15 protein-coding genes are annotated in these 16,757 nt (G+C 70.4%); 5 read left to right on the forward strand and 10 right to left on the reverse strand.

All coding sequences use genetic code 11. The features are described 5' to 3' along the window. The first annotated feature begins 88 nt into the window (after positions 1 to 88). From AC5RWG_RS04925 to AC5RWG_RS04940, 4 genes are all read left to right on the forward strand, one after another. A complete protein-coding gene (locus AC5RWG_RS04925) occupies positions 89 to 787 on the forward strand; it encodes a 3'-5' exonuclease (RefSeq protein WP_494110058.1) in 699 nt (232 codons plus the stop codon). Between the two features lie 191 nt (positions 788 to 978). Further along, positions 979 to 1,971 carry a methionine ABC transporter ATP-binding protein gene (locus AC5RWG_RS04930; protein ID WP_494110059.1) on the forward strand — a complete coding sequence of 331 codons (993 nt, stop codon included), beginning with the start codon at positions 979 to 981 and terminating at the stop codon, positions 1,969 to 1,971. After that, on the forward strand, positions 1,968 to 2,702 hold the full coding sequence (locus tag AC5RWG_RS04935) for a methionine ABC transporter permease (RefSeq protein WP_494012550.1): 735 nt from the start codon (positions 1,968 to 1,970) through the stop codon (positions 2,700 to 2,702). Before AC5RWG_RS04930 ends, AC5RWG_RS04935 begins: the two co-directional genes overlap by 4 nt. A 160-nt stretch (positions 2,703 to 2,862) precedes the next feature. Next, entirely contained in the window at positions 2,863 to 3,702 is an 840-nt protein-coding gene (locus tag AC5RWG_RS04940; RefSeq protein WP_494000263.1) for a MetQ/NlpA family ABC transporter substrate-binding protein, read from the forward strand. Positions 3,703 to 3,817: 115 nt separating this feature from the next. On the opposite strand, the gene AC5RWG_RS04945 is transcribed toward AC5RWG_RS04940, so the two are convergent. The 9 genes from AC5RWG_RS04945 to hemE all read right to left on the reverse strand — a co-directional run bounded on the left by AC5RWG_RS04945 (position 3,818) and on the right by hemE (position 13,997). Beyond that, the gene (locus AC5RWG_RS04945; RefSeq protein WP_494110060.1) at positions 3,818 to 5,095 is read right to left on the reverse strand and encodes an AI-2E family transporter; all 1,278 of its coding nucleotides are present in this window, start codon (positions 5,093 to 5,095) and stop codon (positions 3,818 to 3,820) included. A 125-nt stretch (positions 5,096 to 5,220) separates the two neighbouring features. Next, complete coding sequence (gene hemL, locus AC5RWG_RS04950) at positions 5,221 to 6,555, reverse strand: glutamate-1-semialdehyde 2,1-aminomutase (protein WP_494110061.1); 1,335 nt, start codon at positions 6,553 to 6,555, stop codon at positions 5,221 to 5,223. An 80-nt stretch (positions 6,556 to 6,635) separates the two neighbouring features. Next, a complete protein-coding gene (gene hemB / locus AC5RWG_RS04955; RefSeq protein WP_494000266.1) occupies positions 6,636 to 7,610 on the reverse strand; it encodes a porphobilinogen synthase in 975 nt (324 codons plus the stop codon). Beyond that, positions 7,607 to 8,527, reverse strand: coding sequence for a uroporphyrinogen-III synthase (locus AC5RWG_RS04960; protein WP_494110062.1), 921 nt, complete (start codon positions 8,525 to 8,527; stop codon positions 7,607 to 7,609). Before AC5RWG_RS04960 ends, hemB begins: the two co-directional genes overlap by 4 nt. Positions 8,528 to 8,529: 2 nt before the next feature. Next, a complete protein-coding gene (gene hemC, locus AC5RWG_RS04965; protein ID WP_494110063.1) occupies positions 8,530 to 9,501 on the reverse strand; it encodes a hydroxymethylbilane synthase in 972 nt (323 codons plus the stop codon). Then, positions 9,498 to 10,631, reverse strand: a complete 1,134-nt coding sequence (locus AC5RWG_RS04970) for a ferrochelatase (protein ID WP_494001281.1) — start codon at positions 10,629 to 10,631, stop codon at positions 9,498 to 9,500. Before AC5RWG_RS04970 ends, hemC begins: the two co-directional genes overlap by 4 nt. Positions 10,632 to 10,687: 56 nt before the next feature. After that, complete coding sequence (hemQ, locus tag AC5RWG_RS04975; RefSeq protein WP_494110064.1) at positions 10,688 to 11,395, reverse strand: hydrogen peroxide-dependent heme synthase; 708 nt, start codon at positions 11,393 to 11,395, stop codon at positions 10,688 to 10,690. 62 nt (positions 11,396 to 11,457) lie between these two features. Beyond that, a complete protein-coding gene (gene hemG / locus AC5RWG_RS04980) occupies positions 11,458 to 12,933 on the reverse strand; it encodes a protoporphyrinogen oxidase (protein ID WP_494075543.1) in 1,476 nt (491 codons plus the stop codon). Between the two features lie 2 nt (positions 12,934 to 12,935). Further along, positions 12,936 to 13,997 carry a uroporphyrinogen decarboxylase gene (gene hemE / locus AC5RWG_RS04985; protein WP_494110065.1) on the reverse strand — a complete coding sequence of 354 codons (1,062 nt, stop codon included), beginning with the start codon at positions 13,995 to 13,997 and terminating at the stop codon, positions 12,936 to 12,938. A gap of 192 nt (positions 13,998 to 14,189) precedes the next feature. Here hemE and AC5RWG_RS04990 point away from each other — a divergent pair, with 192 nt between their 5' ends. Further along, positions 14,190 to 15,515, forward strand: coding sequence for a glutamyl-tRNA reductase (locus AC5RWG_RS04990; RefSeq protein ID WP_494000272.1), 1,326 nt, complete (start codon positions 14,190 to 14,192; stop codon positions 15,513 to 15,515). Between the two features lie 48 nt (positions 15,516 to 15,563). Here the strand turns inward: AC5RWG_RS04990 and moeB are convergent, their stop codons facing one another. Next, complete coding sequence (gene moeB / locus AC5RWG_RS04995; RefSeq protein ID WP_494110066.1) at positions 15,564 to 16,748, reverse strand: molybdopterin-synthase adenylyltransferase MoeB; 1,185 nt, start codon at positions 16,746 to 16,748, stop codon at positions 15,564 to 15,566. Positions 16,749 to 16,757: the final 9 nt, after the last annotated feature.

Raw genomic sequence — 16,757 nt, forward strand, 5'->3', positions numbered from 1 at the left:
GCCTGCACCGGCGGGCTGCGGGAGCCGCTTCCACACACCGCGCGGCGCCTCCCCGGGATTGTCCGATCCGCCGGATAGCGTTGCGGACATGAACAGCTGGCATACCGGTCCCCGCGCCGCCTTCGATCTCGAAACCACGGGCCGTGATCCCCACACCGCGCGGATCGTGACGGCGTCCATCGTCCTGGTCGACGCGGCGGGACAGCCGCTGCAGGAGCGGGAGTGGCTGGTGGACCCCGGAGTGGAGATCCCTGTGGAAGCCGCCGCAATCCACGGGGTCAGCACCGAACGGGCCCGCAGCGAGGGCCTGCCCGCGGCAATTGCCACCGCCGGTATCGCCGAGGCACTGACCGGCTACTTCGACGCGGGCATCCCGGTCATGGCCTTCAACGCCGCCTACGATTTCACCGTGCTGGCACTCGAATGCTCGCGGTACGGCCTGCCGGCCCCGGCGGCGGCTCCGGTGATCGATCCGTATGTCCTGGACAAGCAGGTGGACCGCTACCGGCGGGGGAAGCGCACCTTGGGGGCGCTGTGCGAACTTTACGGCGTCCGTCTCGACGCGGCGCACACGTCGGCGGCGGACGCCCTGGCCACCATCGGCGTCGCGGATGCCCTCGCCCGCCGCTACGCCGGATTGTGCATCGGCGCGGCCGAGCTGCATGCCCTGCAGGTCGACTGGTGCGCACAGCAGGCGGCAAATTTCGAGGCCTGGCTGCGGCGCAAGGATCCGGAAGCCGTCGTGGACGGGGTCTGGCCGGTGCGCCTGACGCCCGCCGCTGTCTGACCCTGCCCCGGCCGGCACGAGCGCACGCGCCCGGCCCCTGAGTCAGCGCGGCGCTGTCAACTTCGGGTCGCCGTATGACGCAACGTCCCGTCGAATTCTGGCGTGTTGTCGCGGCTGTCATAATTAATCCTTGATGGCGGCACATGCTATGGCGGCTGTCGCCGCTTCAGACATCGATTCCCCGAGGTTCCATGATCACCGTTACCGACCTGCGCAAGGTCTACCGCCAAGGCGGCCGCGAAGTGGTGGCCCTGGACGGCGTCAGCCTGTCCGTCCCCAGGGGCACCGTCCACGGCATCGTCGGCCATTCCGGTGCCGGCAAATCCACGTTGGTGCGTTGCCTGACCCTCCTGGACAGCCCGACGTCCGGATCGGTATCGATCAACGGGGCCGAGCTCAGTGCCGCCCGCGACGCCGACCTGAGGTCGGCCCGGCGCCGCATCGGGATGATCTTCCAGCACGCCAACCTGATGGACTCCCGCACCACCGCCCAGAATGTGGCGCATCCCCTGGAGATCGTCAAGACGCCCAAGGCGTCCATCCGCGCCAAGGTTTCGGAGCTGATCAGGCTCGTCGGCCTGGAGGGGTTTGAGGACGCCTACCCGTCCCAGCTCTCCGGCGGCCAGCGGCAGCGGGTCGGCATCGCCCGCGCCTTGGCTTCGGACCCGGACGTGCTGCTCTGCGACGAGCCCACGTCGGCCCTGGACCCGAAGACCACCGACGAAATCCTGACCCTGATCCGTGACCTGACCGAGCGGCTCCAACTGACCGTGCTGGTGATCACGCACGAGATGCAGGTCATCAAGCGCATCTGTGATTCGGTGTCGCTGCTGGAGGCCGGCCGGATCGTCGAACACGGCCCGTTGCGCGAGGTCGCCGCCGACCTGGGCGGCCGCCTCTCGAGCACGCTGCTGCCGCTGCCTTCGGCCGAGGCGACCGGCGGGGGCACGATGCTGGAAATCCTCTATTCCGGCGAACGCGCGTCGGAGCCTGTGCTGACCGGGGCTGCCCGGGCCTTCGGCCTGGACCTGAACGTCCTGGCCGGCAGCGTGGAGTCGCTGGCCGGCACCCAGTTCGGCCACCTGCGCATCGAACTGCCGGCCGGGGCGGACACGGCTGCCCTCACCGAGCACCTGGTCGGCCAGGGCGTTGCCGTCCGCGTCCTGCAGGAGGAAGCGGCATGAACTTCATCGACGAACTGACAACCAACCCGGGCATCACCAATGCCCTGCCGGAAGCGATCGGCGAAACGTTGCTGATGGTCGGGGTCTCGGGGGCTTTCACCCTGCTGATCGGCCTGCCGCTGGGCATCTTCCTCTACACCAGTGCGCCCGCCGGGCTGCGGCCCATGCCGGTGACGAACCGGATCGTGTCGGACATCATCGTGAACATCACCCGGTCCATTCCGTTCGCCATCCTGATGATCTCGCTGATCCCGCTGGCCCGGGTCATCACCGGCACCTCGATCGGTGCCTTGGCCGCCTGCGTCTCGCTGACCATCGGCACGGTGCCGTTCTTCGCCCGCCTGGTGGAAACCGCGCTGCGGGATGTGAGCTCCGGCAAAATCGACGCGGCCCTCGTCATGGGTTCCACCCGCCTGCAGGTCGTGGCCAAGGTCCTCGTTCCCGAGGCTTTGCCCGGGCTGGTCGCCGCCTTGACGACGACGTTGGTCACGCTCGTGGGATACTCCGCCATGGCGGGCCTCACCGGCGGCGGCGGCCTCGGCCAGCTCGCCTACAACTATGGCTTCCAGCGGTTCGACACCACCGTCATGGTGGTCACCATCGTGATCATGGTGGTCCTTGTCCAGCTGATTCAATGGATCGGCGACGCCGTGGCCCGGCGGGTGGACCACCGCAGCGCTTCCACCGCAGGCTCGAAGCGCCGGCGGCATGAGCCGGTAACCGCTGTCTGAGCGCAACGTCCGCGACCGTGTCGGGACACCGCCGTCCCGCCCCCACGCTTCCCGCCCGCCTCAAGGGCAGCGGAAGAATGCAGCCAGTAGCCGCTAGCTGCACCACATCCGGGACGAGCCGACTTCGGCCGGCCCGGTCATTCGAAAGGAACGCACGCAGATGCGTAAAGCACTAACGCTCATTGGTACCGGCCTGGCTGCGGCCTTGGCGCTGACGGCTTGCGGTGGATCCGAATCCACCCCCAGCGCCGAGACCACGCTGGATCCGGCCAATCCCGTCACCGTCACGGTCGGTGCCACTCCCGTGCCGCAGGGCCGGATCCTGGAATTCGTGGATGAGAACCTGGCCCAGGAAGCCGGGATCGATCTGGAGATCAAGGAATTCACCGATTACCAGACCCCGAACATCGCCCTGAGCGACGGCTCGCTGGATGCCAACTACTTCCAACATCTGGCCTTCTTTGAGCAGCAGGTGGCTGACAAGGGCTACGACTTCGAACATGGCGAAGGCATCCACATCGAGCCGTACGCCGGGTTCTCGTCGAAGCACCAGAGCGTCGACGACCTTGGCGAGGGCGCAACCATTGCGATCACCAACGACCCGGGGAACCAGCCGCGCGCACTCAAGATGCTCGAAACGGCCGGGCTGCTGACCGGGATCGAGGACGATTCGGCGGCGCTGACGCTGACCGCGGAGCAGAACCCCAAGGGCCTGAAATTCGAGGAGAACCAGCCGGAAATCCTGGTCCAGTTGATCGAGGATCCGAAGATCGACCTGGCCATCATCAATGGCAACTTCATCCTGGATGCGGGGCTGAACACCGACGATGCAGTGGTCGTCGAGTCCTCGGAGAACAACCCGTATGCCAACTTCCTGGTCTGGAACGCCGGTGACGATAATCCTGCCGTGGCGAAGCTCGAAGAGCTGCTCCACTCGCCGGACGTGAAGAAGTTCATCGAGGAAACGTGGCCCAACGGCGACGTCTTCCCCGCTTTCTAGTCAGTCCCGAACCGCTGGCGTGAGCGGCAACGGCCGACGCCAGGAAGGTCCCCGGAAGCTTGGGCTTCCGGGGACCTTCTGTGTCCGGCCGATATCTGGCCGGCGGCGTGCCTGGTCAGCGGCCTCGCCGGACCGGCGCGGGTTCCTCCGCGGAGGTCCTTCCCGACATCACCTGGATCACCACCCAGCCCACGGCGGTGACCGGAACGGCCAGGACGGCGCCGATGATGCCGCCCAAGATGGTTCCCGCGGTCAGGGCCAACAGGATCACCAGCGAGTGCAGGCTCACCGAGCGGCCCATCACCACCGGCTGCAGGAAGTTGCCCTCCAGCTGCTGCACGATGATCACGACGGCGACCACTACCAGCGCGGCCACCGGCCCGTTGGCCACCAGCGCCACCAGGGTCGCCAGCACGCCGGCGATGGTGGCTCCGACGATCGGGATGAAGCCGCCGATGAAAATCAGCACCGAGAGCGGCAGCGCCAGCGGTACCTGCAGGATGAACAGGGCGAGTCCGATGAAGAAGGCGTCGACGGCCGCGACGGTGGCGGTGCCCCGCACGTAGCTGCCCAGCACGTCCATGGCGCGCGACCCGGCCAGCTCAAGCTGCGGCCGCTTGGCCGCCGGGAACCAGCTGAGCAGGAAACGCCAGATGCGCGGCCCGTCCTTGAGGAAGAAGAAGAGGATCACGGCCATCAGGACGGCCCCGGTGACGACTTCGGCCGCGGTCGACAATCCGCTCAGCGCGCTGCGTCCCACCGTGGCGCTGGTCAGGAAGTCGACCACCCCGGCGAGCGCCTCGTCGATCTGCTGCTGGCTGACCGGCAGCGGGAAGGTGGCCAGGAACTCCTGCAGCTGCATCCAGCCCTCGCGGGCGGAGCTGACCAGCTCGTCCGCTTCGCTGCGGACCGCGAAGACGATCCCGGTGATCACGCCGCCGAGCACCACGAGGATCCCGAGGAACGCCGTCGCCGTGGCCAGCGCCGCGGACCAGCCCCAGCCGCGCAGCAGCCGCACCACCGGGCCCACGGCCGCCGCCAGGATCAGGGCGATCAGGACGGGAATGACGAGGAGCCGCAGCTGCAACAGCCCGTAGATCACCACGCCGGCCAGCAGCAGCGTGAGCAGCAGCTGTGCGGAACGGGTGGCCGTTCGTCCGAGTCCGTCGGACCAGATCGCGCGGGGCGGCATGGGCGCCGGGGCCGGATCCAGCCGTGACTGCACCGGGGCGGGGGCCGGCTCGGTCCCGGACCGCACCGGCGGCGGCACGGCCTCCGCCAGGGGCGTCGCGGCGTCCGCCAGGGGCGGGGCGGCGTCGTCCGCGGCCTCCGGGCGGAGCGTCTCGGCGTCGTAGTCTTCCGGTGTTTGCCTGCGCCTGGAGAACAGGCCCATCTGCACGCTCCTGGGTTCGCGCGGCGGTTCCGTGTACCGCCGTCAGCATCAGTCTGCCATGCCGCTGTCCCCGGGACCGGGCGGCAGGCGGACGGCACCCTTCGCCCCCGGCACCGGAGTTGCGGTCAGGCCGGCGGCGTGGCTGCCGCGGCAGCCCGCGCGGCCGCCGGCAATGCGGCGAAGATTTTCTCCATCGCGGCGTCGTCGTGCGCCGCCGAAAGGAACCACGCTTCGAACACCGACGGCGGCAGGTAGACGCCGGCGTCGAGCATGGCATGGAAGAAGGGGGCGTAGCGGAAGACTTCCTGGCCCTGGGCGTCGGCGTAGTTGTGGACGCCGTTGGCCGAGGTGCCGAAGGCCACGCTGAACAGGTTCCCCGCGGTCTGGATGCTGTGGTCCACGCCGGCCTTGGACAGGGCGGCGGTCAGCGCGGCCTGCAGTTCGAGCGAGCGGGCGTCGATCGCCGCGTAGACCGCGGGCGTCGCGGCGGTCAGGGTCGCGACGCCGGCCGCCATGGCGATCGGGTTGCCGGAGAGCGTGCCGGCCTGGTAGACGGGACCGGACGGCGCCAGGTAATCCATCACGTCGGCGCGGCCGCCCAGGGCCGCCACCGGCATGCCGCCGCCGATGACCTTGCCGAAGGTCAACAGGTCGGGCACGAACGGATCGGCTGCCCCGTCGGCTCCCCCGGTCAGGCCCCAGTAGCCGGCGTAGCCGGTGCGGAAGCCGGTCAGCACCTCGTCCAGGATCAGCAGCGCCCCGTGCTCCCGGGTGATGCGGGACAGGGCCGCGTTGAAGCCGTCGGCGGGGGTGACCACGCCCATGTTCGCGGGGGCCGCTTCGGTGATGACGGCGGCGATCTGGCTGCCGCGGGCGGCGAACACTTCCTCGACGGCGGCGATGTCGTTGTACGGCAGCACCAGGGTCTCCGCGGCCGTCGCCTCGGTGACGCCCGCAGAACCCGGCAGGGCCAGGGTGGCCACGCCCGAGCCCGCGGCGGCCAGCAGCCCGTCCAGGTGCCCGTGGTAGCAGCCGGCGAACTTCACGACCAGGTTGCGGCCGGTGTAGCCGCGGGCCAGGCGCACGGCGGTCATCGTGGCCTCGGTGCCGGTGGAGACCATGCGGAGGCGCTCGACGGCGGAGACCCTGCCGACGACCAGGGCCGCCAGTTCGGATTCGGCGGGCGTGGAGGCGCCGAAGGACAGTCCCCGGTCCACGGCCGTGTGCACGGCCTCGAGGACGGCCGGATGGGCGTGGCCCAGCAGGGCCGGGCCCCAGGAGCACACGAGGTCTACGTACTCGCACCCGTCGGCGTCGGTGAGGTAGGCCCCCTTGGCACCGACCATCATGCGCGGCGTCCCGCCGACGGAGCCGAAGGCCCGGACCGGTGAGTTCACCCCGCCGGGCATCAGCTGGCGGGCGCGTTCGAAGAGTTCCTCGGAGCGGATGGCTTCAATCATGGTCTTGGGTCCTTTCGGGACAGCGGAATCCGCTGCGGACGGGTCGTGGGGCGCGGCAACCGGCGGCCGACGGTGAACGGTTACTTCAGCCAGCGGGCGATTTCCGGGGCCCAGTAGGTCAGCACCATGTCGGCGCCGGCGCGGCGGATGCCCAGGACAGATTCCAGGATGGCCGCCTTCCGGTCGATCCAGCCATTGGCGGCGGCTGCCTCGATCATCGCGTACTCGCCGGAGATCTGGTACGCGGCCACCGGCACCGGAGACATCTCCGCCACGTCGGAGAGGATGTCCAGGTAGCTCATCGCGGGTTTGACCATGACCATGTCCGCGCCTTCGGCCAGGTCCAGTTCCACTTCCCGGATGGCTTCGCGCCGGTTGGCGGCGTCCATCTGGTAGGTCCGCCGGTCCCCGGTCAGCTGCGAGTCGACCGCTTCGCGGAACGGCCCGTAGAAGGCCGAGGCATACTTTGCGGCGTACGCCAGGATGGAGACGTCCTGGTAGCCGGCCTCGTCGAGTGCCTGCCGGATCACCGCCACCTGTCCGTCCATCATGCCGGAGGGACCGAGCACGTCCGCGCCGGCAGCCGCCTGGGCGACGGCCATTTCCGCGTAGATCGACAGCGTGGCGTCGTTGTCGACGGTGCCGTCGGGGGCCAGCACGCCGCAGTGGCCGTGGTCGGTGAACTCGTCCAGGCAGACGTCGCCCATCACCACCAGGTCGTTCCCGACCTCCGCTTTCACGTCGGCGATGGCGCGGTTCAGCACGCCGTCGGGATCCACTCCGGCGCTGCCCGTGGCGTCGCGCACCTGGGGAACTCCGAAGAGCATGATGCCGCCGAGGCCCAGCTCCACGGCCTCGGCAGCCGCGCGCTTGAGCGTGTCGGTGGTGTGCTGGACCACGCCCGGCATGGACTGCAGCGGCACCGGTTCGCTGAGGCCTTCGCGGATGAAGGCGGGCAGGATCAGCTGGTTCGGGTGGGTCCGGACCTCCGCCGTCATCCGGCGGATCGCCTCGGTGGCCCGCAGCCGGCGCGGCCGGTGGGAGGGGAAGCTCATGGCGTTCCTTCTGGTTCGGTGGGATGGTTTTCAAGCGACCGCGCCAGGGCGTCGGCGATTCCGGGCGGCGTCGGTTCGGCAGCGGTGGCGGCGATCTCCAAGCCCAGTTCGGCGGCCTGCCGAGCGGAACTGGTGCCGATCGCGATCAGCCGCATTCCGGCCGGCCACGGGTCAAGGAGTCCCGCCAGCCGCCTGGTGACGCTGGGCGAGGTCAGGACGACGGCGTCGATGGCGCCGTTGCCGGCGCGGCTGCGGAAATCCGCGGCCGTGATGAGTTCCAGGTCGTCGGCGGGCTCGCGGGCGGCGATCTCCAATTCCGCGGTCAGGCGGAGCTCGGGACGGGCGGGGTAGTCCACCGTGCGGTAGGCGGTCACGGGCAGCACCTGCCAGCCCTTCGCCATCAGGCCTTCGAACACCGTGGGCGCCGCGATGTCGGCCTGCGGCAGCAGGACCAGCATCCGCTCGGCCGGGCCGCCGGCGGTTTCCGGCGGCAGCGGCCACGCATCGACCAAGCCGACGGCGTCCATGCTGCCGGGTGGCACCAGGTCGACGGTGAGGCCCTCGGCCTCCAGCGCCCTGGCGCTCGGGCTTCCGACGGCCGCAATCTTCGTGTCCCCTGCCAGCGCGGCGAGGCTGGTGCCACGCTCCAGGGCGCACGCCTTCAGCGCCCGCACCGTCGTGATGCTGGTAATGACCAGCCAGACGGCCTTGTTCTGCGCCAGCAGGGTCAGGGCCTGGTCCAGTTCGTCCGGCTTGTCCGTCCGTTCGAAGTCGATCAGCGGCAGGACGCTGGGGGACGCGCCGCGGCGGACCAGTTCGGCGGCCATGCCAGCCGCCCGGTCAGGGCTGCGCGGCAGCACCACCCGCAGGCCCTGTAGCTGGTTGTCCGGCGCGCCGCGCTGCCACAGCAACGCCATCGTCAGCGCCCGGCCAGGCTCATTAGGTCGCCGGCACCCTGCCCGAGCAGCTCTTCAGCCAGTCGTGCGCCCAGGGCCACGGCATCCTCGGAACCGGCCGCCTGCACCGTCCGCTCGCCGTGCAGCAGCCGGCTGCCGTCGGGGCTGCAGACCACGGCCCGCAGAACCAGGGAGCCGGCGTCGACCGATGCCAGCGCCCCGACCGGGGCGCTGCAGCCGGCTTCCAGCCGCGCCAGCAGCGACCGTTCGGCCGTCACCGCCAGGCGGGTGTCCGCGTCGTCGTAGTCGGCCAGCGCGCCGGCCAGCGCCGTCCCGGAAGCTGCGTCGGCAACCCGGCATTCAACGGCCAGCGCGCCCTGGCCGGGGGCCGGCAGCATGACCGACGGATCCAGCAGCTCCGTGACGTGCTCGGTGCGTCCCAGCCGTGCCAGCCCGGCCGCGGCGAGCACCACGGCGTCGAGATCTGCGTGCTTTCCCTCTTGCCTTTCTTCGCCCGTGAGCCCCTTGACCCGTCCCAGGCGGGTGTCCACGTTGCCGCGGATATCCACCACGTCCAGGTCGGGGCGGGCGGCACGCAGCTGGGCTGCCCGGCGCGGGGAGCCGGTGCCGACCTTGGCGCCAGCCGGCAGCCCGGCCAGGGTCAGCCCGTCCCGGGCGCAGAGGGCGTCGCGGACGTCGACGCGGGCGGGAATGGCGGCGATCTGCAGCCCGTCGGCCACGCCGGTGGGCAGGTCCTTCAGCGAATGCACGGCCACGTCGCAGCGGTCATCCAGCAGGGCCTCGCGCAGCGCGGCGGTGAAGACTCCGGTTCCGCCGATCTGGGCCAGCGGCCCCCGCAGCACGTCGCCCTCGGTCTTGATCCGGACCAGTTCATACTCCAAGGCCCCGCCGGCGGCCAGCGCCTCGGCCACGGTGGTGGTCTGGGTGACCGCCAGGGCGCTGCCGCGGGTGCCGATGCGGACTGTGACGGTCATGGCTGCGGCACCCCCACGGTCGAATCCATGCCGGCCACCGTCGGTTTCTCGCCGCGGCGGTTGGCGCAGCAGCCGGGCATGCACACGTCCATCCAGGGTCCCAGGCCGGTCAGCGCCGGGCGGTCCGCGCGGTGCTGTTCCACCGTCCGCTCACAGACCAGGTCCACGAGGCCCTCGACGAACTTCCGGTGCACGCCCGGGGTGGGCACGCGGGCGGCGGCCAGCCCGAGGCCGCGGCAGGTCTCCAGTGCCTCCGTGTCCAGGTCCCACATCACCTCCATGTGGTCGCTGACAAAGCCCAGCGGCACGATGACCACGCCCTTCACCCCCTGCGCGGGCAGCTCTTCGAGCGCGTCGTTGATGTCCGGCTCCAGCCACGGCACATGCGGCGCGCCGGAGCGGGACTGGTAGACGAGGGACCATTCGACGCCGGCTGCTCCCGGCACGCGGTCCAGGACGGCCCGGGCGGTGGCCAGGTGCTGCGCCACGTAGGCGCTGCCGCCCTCGTAGTCCACCCCGCGGGGCCCGGCGTTTTCGGCGTCCCCGAGGGGAATGGAGTGGGTCGCGAACATCACGTGGACCGGCGCGTCCGCGGCGCCCTGCGCGGACAAGTCGGCGCGTACCCGGTCCAGGCCCTCGGCCAGGCCCTCGGCGAACGGTTCCACGAAGCCCGGGTGGTCGAAGTACTGGCGCACCTTGTCCACTTCCAGCTTGCCGGCGAGCCCGGTCTCGACCAGGGCCATGCCGAAGTCCTCGCGGTACTGGCGGCAGCTTGAGTAGCCGGCGTAGGCGCTGGTGGTCACGGCCAACACGCGGCGGTGGCCGGCGTCGTACGCTTCCTTGAAAACATCGGTGATGTAAGGATCCCAGTTTCGGTTTCCCCAGAGCACCGGCAGCTCGATCCCGCGGCGGGCCAGCTCGGCCTCGAGCGCCGCCTTCAGTGCCCGGTTCTGCGCGTTGATGGGGCTGACGCCGCCGTTGGCGCGGTAGTGCGTGGCGACTTCTTCCAGCCGTTCATCGGGGATCCCGCGGCCGCTGGTGACGTTGCGGAGGAAGGGGATGACATCGTCCTGGCCCTCGGGGCCGCCGAAGGAGGCCAGCAGCAGGGCGTCGTACTTCTTCGGCTGCATGGTCCCGTCGGCGGCGACGCCGGCACGCGGGTCAAAGGACGGTTCGGCGGACTGGTTCACCGCAGCACCTCGGCGATTTCGGCGGTGCTGATGCGCTTGCCGGTGTAGAACGGGATCTCTTCGCGCACGTGGTTGCGCGCGTCGGTGTAGCGCAGGTGGCGCATCAGGTCCACCAGGTCGATCAGTTCGGGGGCTTCCAGGGCCAGGATCCATTCCCAGTCCCCCAGCGCGAACGAGGCGACCGTGTTGGACAGCACCTGCGGGAAGTCGCGGCCGAGCAGTCCGTGGTCGCGCAGCATCTTGCCGCGCTCCTCGGCCGGCAGCAGGTACCACTCGTAGGAGCGCACGAAGGGGTAGACGCAGAGCCAGGCCTCCGGGTCCTTGCCCAGGGAGAAGGCCGGGGCGTGGTTCTTGCTGAATTCGGCATCGCGGTGGACGCCCATCGCGGACCAGACCATTTCGGCGGGGGCGAACAGCGGGGTCCTGCGGATGTCGCGGACCGCCGCCTGGAGTTCGTCCGGCTGCGGTCCGTGCAGCCAGATCATCACGTCGGCATCCTCGCGCATGGCGGAAACGTCGTACGCGCCGCGCAGGGTGACGTTGCGGCCGGCGAGTTCGGCAACCGTCTCATCGAACGCCGTGGCGGCGGACGAATCCACCGGTGCGCCGGTGCGCTTAAAGACCGTCCAGAGGGTGTAGAACAGTTCCTCGTCGGTGCCGCCGGCGGCGGGGATTGCTGACTCTGACCTTGCCGATTCGCTCATGCTTACCAGTCTGCCTTCTGCATCGTAATTAATCGAAAACCACTTCTACATATTGTAGAAGATCAGTGCGCCGCCGGCTGCAGCCGTGCGGCGAGATCGCGTGCGCGGCGCCGCGCGTCCCCCACCACGGCTACCAGCCCGGTCCCTGCCAGCCATGCCCCGGTGCTGCCCAGCCCGGGATGCGCAACCAGTTCGCGGCGCACCGCTGCCACCCGCTCGCGGTGCCCCACGGTGGCGGACGGAAGCGCGTTGGTCCAGCGCACCACCTTCGAGCCCACCACGTCGTCGTCGCCCACGGCCACCCCCAGCAGGAAGCTGGCATCGGCCAGCGCCTGGCGGTAGAGCCTGTCGTCGGCCCAGCCGGTGAAGTCCTCGGCGCCCCGCTGCCCCACCGCGCGCCCGTAGGACAGCCGCAGCACGTGGCTTCCCGGGCCGGCTTCATCCGCCAGCCACGGCCATTTGGCGGTGGCATGGGTGAGTGCCTTGGCCTTGACGTTGCGCACCGACGGCGCCACCAGCATGCCGGTGCCCCGCGGCATGGCGTCGAGGTCGGGCAGGTCCACCACCAGGGTCACCAGCGAGACGGCGGGTCCGGTTTCGGGTTCCAGTCCGGCCAGCCCGGGGACGGCGCCGGAGAGCAGCCGGACGGCGGCAGCGCCATCGGCCGCCAGCATCACGGCGTCCGCGCGGAACGTCCCGGCCGCCGACTCGACCTGCCACCCGCCGCCGTGCCGGGTGACGGCTGTGGCTTCCGCCCCGGTGTGCAGGGCCACGTGACGGGCTTTCAGGTCGGCCAGCAGGGCCTCGGTCAGCCGCCCCATGCCGCCGGCGATGCCGGCCACGTTGGAACCGGCCGGGGCGGCCTTCCGGATGGCGCCCACCGCGGCGGCCAGGGACCCGTGGGCGGCCACCGAGGCGCGCAGGCCCGGCATCACCGAGTCCACGTCCAGCACATCCGGATCCGCCGAGTACACCCCGCCTGCCACCGGCGCGACCAGTTTCTGCAGCACGGCATCACCCATCCGGGCGCGCACCAGCTGGCCCAGGCTGAGCTGCTCGCGGCGCAGCAGCGAACCCAGCGGCATGACCTTGTCGCCCGAGGCGCGCAACGCCGCCCGGCGGCCGATGGCGCGCACCACGTCCGGGTCGGAAGGGTCTGCCGGGATGCCGAGCACGCCCGTCTTCGGGAGCCGTTGCGCACCGTCCGGCAGCTGGATCCAGGCGCCGGCCGGGTTCGGCTGGACAATGTCGTTGCCCAGGCCCAATTCGCCGATCAGGTCCGGGACCACACTGGAGCGCGTCGCGAAAGATTCGGCGCCGGCGTCGAGCATCAGCCCGCCCACCTCGTGCCGGACCACGCAGCCGCCGAACAAGGGACCGCGCTCCAGGACCGTCACCTCGACGCCGGCCAGCGCCAGCTCGCGCGCAGCGACCAGGCCGCCGATCCCGCCGCCGACGACGACGGCGGTGCCCGGCTTGGGCTTGCGCCCGCCCTGCCGTTCAGGACGGCGGGCGGGCTGCGGATGCGGGTGCTGCATGGCTACGGGGCCACGGAATGAATCAGCTTGACCACCCGGGTCAGGACCTCCGGGTCCGTCTCCGGCGGCACGCCGTGGCCCAGGTTGACCACGTGGCCCGGGGCGCTGCTGCCAGCGGCCAGCACGTCGCGCACATGGGCCTCCAGCACCTCCCACGGCGCCGACAACAGCGCCGGATCGATGTTGCCCTGCAGCGGCGTGCGTCCGCCCAGCCGGCGGTTCGCCTCGTCCAGCGGCAGCCGGTAGTCGACGCCGATCACGTCCGCCCCGACGTCGCGCATGGCCACGAGCAGTTCGGACGTGCCGGTGCCGAAGTGGACCAGCGGCGCGCCCAGGTGGCGGACGTGGTCCAGGGCGCGCGACGACGCCGGTGCCACGCGGCGGCGGTAGTCAGCCAGGGACAGCGAACCCGCCCAGGAATCGAACAGCTGTCCCGCACTGGCGCCCGCTTCCAGCTGCGCCCGCAGGAACTTGCCCGAAGCGTCCGCGGCCCAGCCGGCCAAGGCATCCCAGGTCTCCGGGTCGGCATGCATCATGGTGCGCGGCCCCAGGTGGTCGCGCGACGGCCGGCCCTCCACCATGTACGCGGCGAGCGTGAACGGGGCGCCGGCGAAGCCGATCAGCGGCTTGGCACCGAGCTCGGCCACCGTCAGCCGGACCGCCTCGCGGATGGGCTCCAGCGATTCGTCGGTGAGTTCCGGCAGGGCGGCGACGTCGGCGGCGGTGCGGACGGGTGCGCCCAGGACCGGGCCGACGCCGGGGACGATGTCAACATCGACCCCGGCCAGCTTCAACGGGATAACGATGTCGGAGAAGAAGATGCCGGCGTCCACATCGTGGCGGCGCACCGGCTGCAGGGTGATTTCCGCCGCCAGTTCCGGTTTCAGGCAGGCATCCAGCATCGCGATGCCCTGCCGCGCTTCCTTGTATTCGGGCAATGAGCGCCCGGCCTGCCGCATGAACCAGACAGGACGGCGGCCCGGCTTCCCTCCGCGGTAGGCGGTGATCAGGTCCGAGTCGGCGGTACGCCCATCCACCAGGGGATGGGAAGCATTGAGTGTCATGACATAGATTCTGGTCCAGCGGCCCTGCTTCTGGCCAACCGCGGGCGGCGCCGGGAGCGCGGGATGGCGGCGGCCACCGGCCCGAGTGGCCAATATCACCGGCGCCGGCGGCGCCCGGAACCAGGTTAACGCCGGGTTAATGGGCCAAGCTTGGAGGAGCCGACGCTGGCTTCCCGCTAAGATAGAGGCGCTGTGGTCTTACTTTCACTTGTTGCAACCCATTCCAAGGTCGATCTGGAAACGGTGGCCCGCCTGAGTGCCGGCACCTCCCGGATCGATACCGACGTGCTCGCAGACGGGTCCCCGGTCACCGGCGCCGTGGTCCTGGCTACCTGCAACCGGGTGGAAGTTTACTGCGAGACCGAGAGCGAGTCCGACCTGGAGGCCGCCCGCGCCGCGCTCATTGAACAGATCAGCCGCTGCTCGGGGCTGGACGACGCGCTGGTCGCCCGCTCCTTCGACGTGAACACCGGCGAGGACGTTGCGCGGCACCTGTTCGCGGTCGGGGCCGGCCTGGATTCGGCCGTGGTCGGCGAACGCGAGGTGGCCGGCCAGGTGCGTCGGGCCCTGATCGAGGCGCAGGAAAAAGGCACCGCGAGCGGGGGGCTGGTCCGGCTCTTCCAGACCGCTTCCCGGACGGCCAAGGACGTCGGGACGCAGACGGCACTCGGCGGCCGCGGGCTTTCGATCGTGTCGGTCGCGCTCGACCTCGCCACGGATCTGGCCGTCGAGAAGGACTGGTCGGGCAAGCAGGTTGTACTCTTCGGGACCGGCGCCTACGCCGGGGCCACCATGGCGCTGCTGCGCGAACGCGGCTGCACCCATATCAGCGTCTACTCGGCTTCCGGCCGCGCCGCGGCGTTCACCGAAACCCGCGGCGGCGTCCCGCTGACCCACGCGGCGCTGGACAGCGCGATGGCTTCCGCCGACGTCGTCATTGGCTGCAGCGGCAGCGACAACCAGGTCAGTGCCGAGCGCGTGGCCGGGGTGCGCACCGGCGTCGACAAGCCGCTGACGATCATCGACCTCGCGCTGAGCCACGACTTTGATCCCGCCGTGGGGGCGCTCGAGGGCGTGGAGCTGATCACGCTGGAGTCCGTGCGGATGGCAGCGCCCGAGGAGCAGGCCGAATCCGTGCAGCAGGCGGCCGAGATCGTCGCCAACGCGGCGCGCAGCTTCGAGGCCAGCCGGCAGGCGCGCAGCGTGGACTCCGCCATCGTGGCGCTTCGCAAGCACACCATGCAGGTACTGGAGAACGAGCTCGAGAAAGTGCGCTCGCAGCACGGCTGCACCGGCCCAGCCCAGGAAGTCGAGTTCGCCATGCGCCGCATGGTCAAGCAGTTGCTGCACCTGCCCACCGTGCGGGCGCGGGAACTGGCCGCCAACGGCGAGCAGGAGCGTTACATTGCCGCCCTGGAAGCGCTGTACGGCATCACGGTCGAAGACCCCGCCCTGCCCCGGGCCGCGGATGCGGCGTCCTGCCCGGTCGCGCACGGCGACGAGGCCGCCACTGCCTGAGGCGGCCGCGGCGCCTGCAGCCGGTCGCGGCCGGCGCCAGGGTGACCCTTAGTACACCGGCTTTGAGGGCTCCACGTCCCTGACCCACGCCAGGATTCCGCCGTCGAGGTGGGATACCCGGGTGTAGCCCCGCGCCAGCAGGCTCTGCAGGACTTCGGCCGAGCGCGCGCCCGATTTGCAGTGGAAAACCAGGTCCGTGTCCCGGGGCAGGTCCTCCAGGGCCTCGCCGGACAGGATGCGTCCCTTCGGAACCAGGACGGCGCCGGGAATGTTCACCACTTCGTATTCGCCCGGTTCGCGGACGTCGATCAGCTCGAAGTCGCCCCTGCCGGCATCGCGGTCGGCCAGCATCCGGGACAGGGTGCGGGCGTCCACCGCGTGGTCGGCGTCGACCCGGCGCGGCGGCGCGACCCCGCAGAACGACTCGTAGTCGGCCAGCCCGGTGATTGGCTCGGCGTCGGGATCCTTGCGTACCTTCAGCTCCCGCCAGCTCATCTGGAGGGCATTGAAGACCAGGACGCGGCCCAACAGCGTCTGCCCGATGCCGGTGATCAGCTTGATCGCCTCGTTGACCATCACGGAGCCGATCTGTGCGCACAGGACGCCGAGCACGCCGCCCTCGGCGCAGGACGGCACCGAACCGGGCGGCGGCGCCTCCGGATAGAGGTCGCGGTAGTTCGGCCCGTGGGCGTCCCAAAAGACACTGACCTGCCCGTCGAACCGCAGGATGGATCCCCACACGTAGGGTTTGCCCAGCAGCGCGGCGGCGTCGTTGACCAGATACCGGGTGGCGAAGTTGTCGGTGCCGTCCAGGATGACGTCGTAGCCGGCGAAAATTTCCAGGACGTTGCCGGTGTCCAGCCGGACCTCGTGCAGCACCACATCCACGCCGGGGTTCAGCGCCAGGATGCTGTCCCGTGCCGAGGCCGCCTTGCTGCGCCCCAGGTCCGCCACGCCATGGATGACCTGGCGCTGCAGGTTGCTCGCTTCCACCGCGTCGTCGTCCACGATCCCGATCCGGCCCACCCCCGCAGCGGCCAGGTACAGCATGGCCGGCGATCCGAGGCCGCCGGCGCCGATCACCAGCACCCTGGCGTTCTTCAGCCTCAGCTGGCCGGCCATGCCGACTTCGGGGATGATCAGGTGCCGCGAATACCGCTCGGTCTCGGCCTTGCTGAGGGACACTGCCGGTTCCACGAGCGGCGGCAGCTGCCGGGTCTCCAAGGTGCTCATTCTTCCAAT

It is taken from the genome of Arthrobacter sp. Y3221160 (assembly GCF_059092585.1).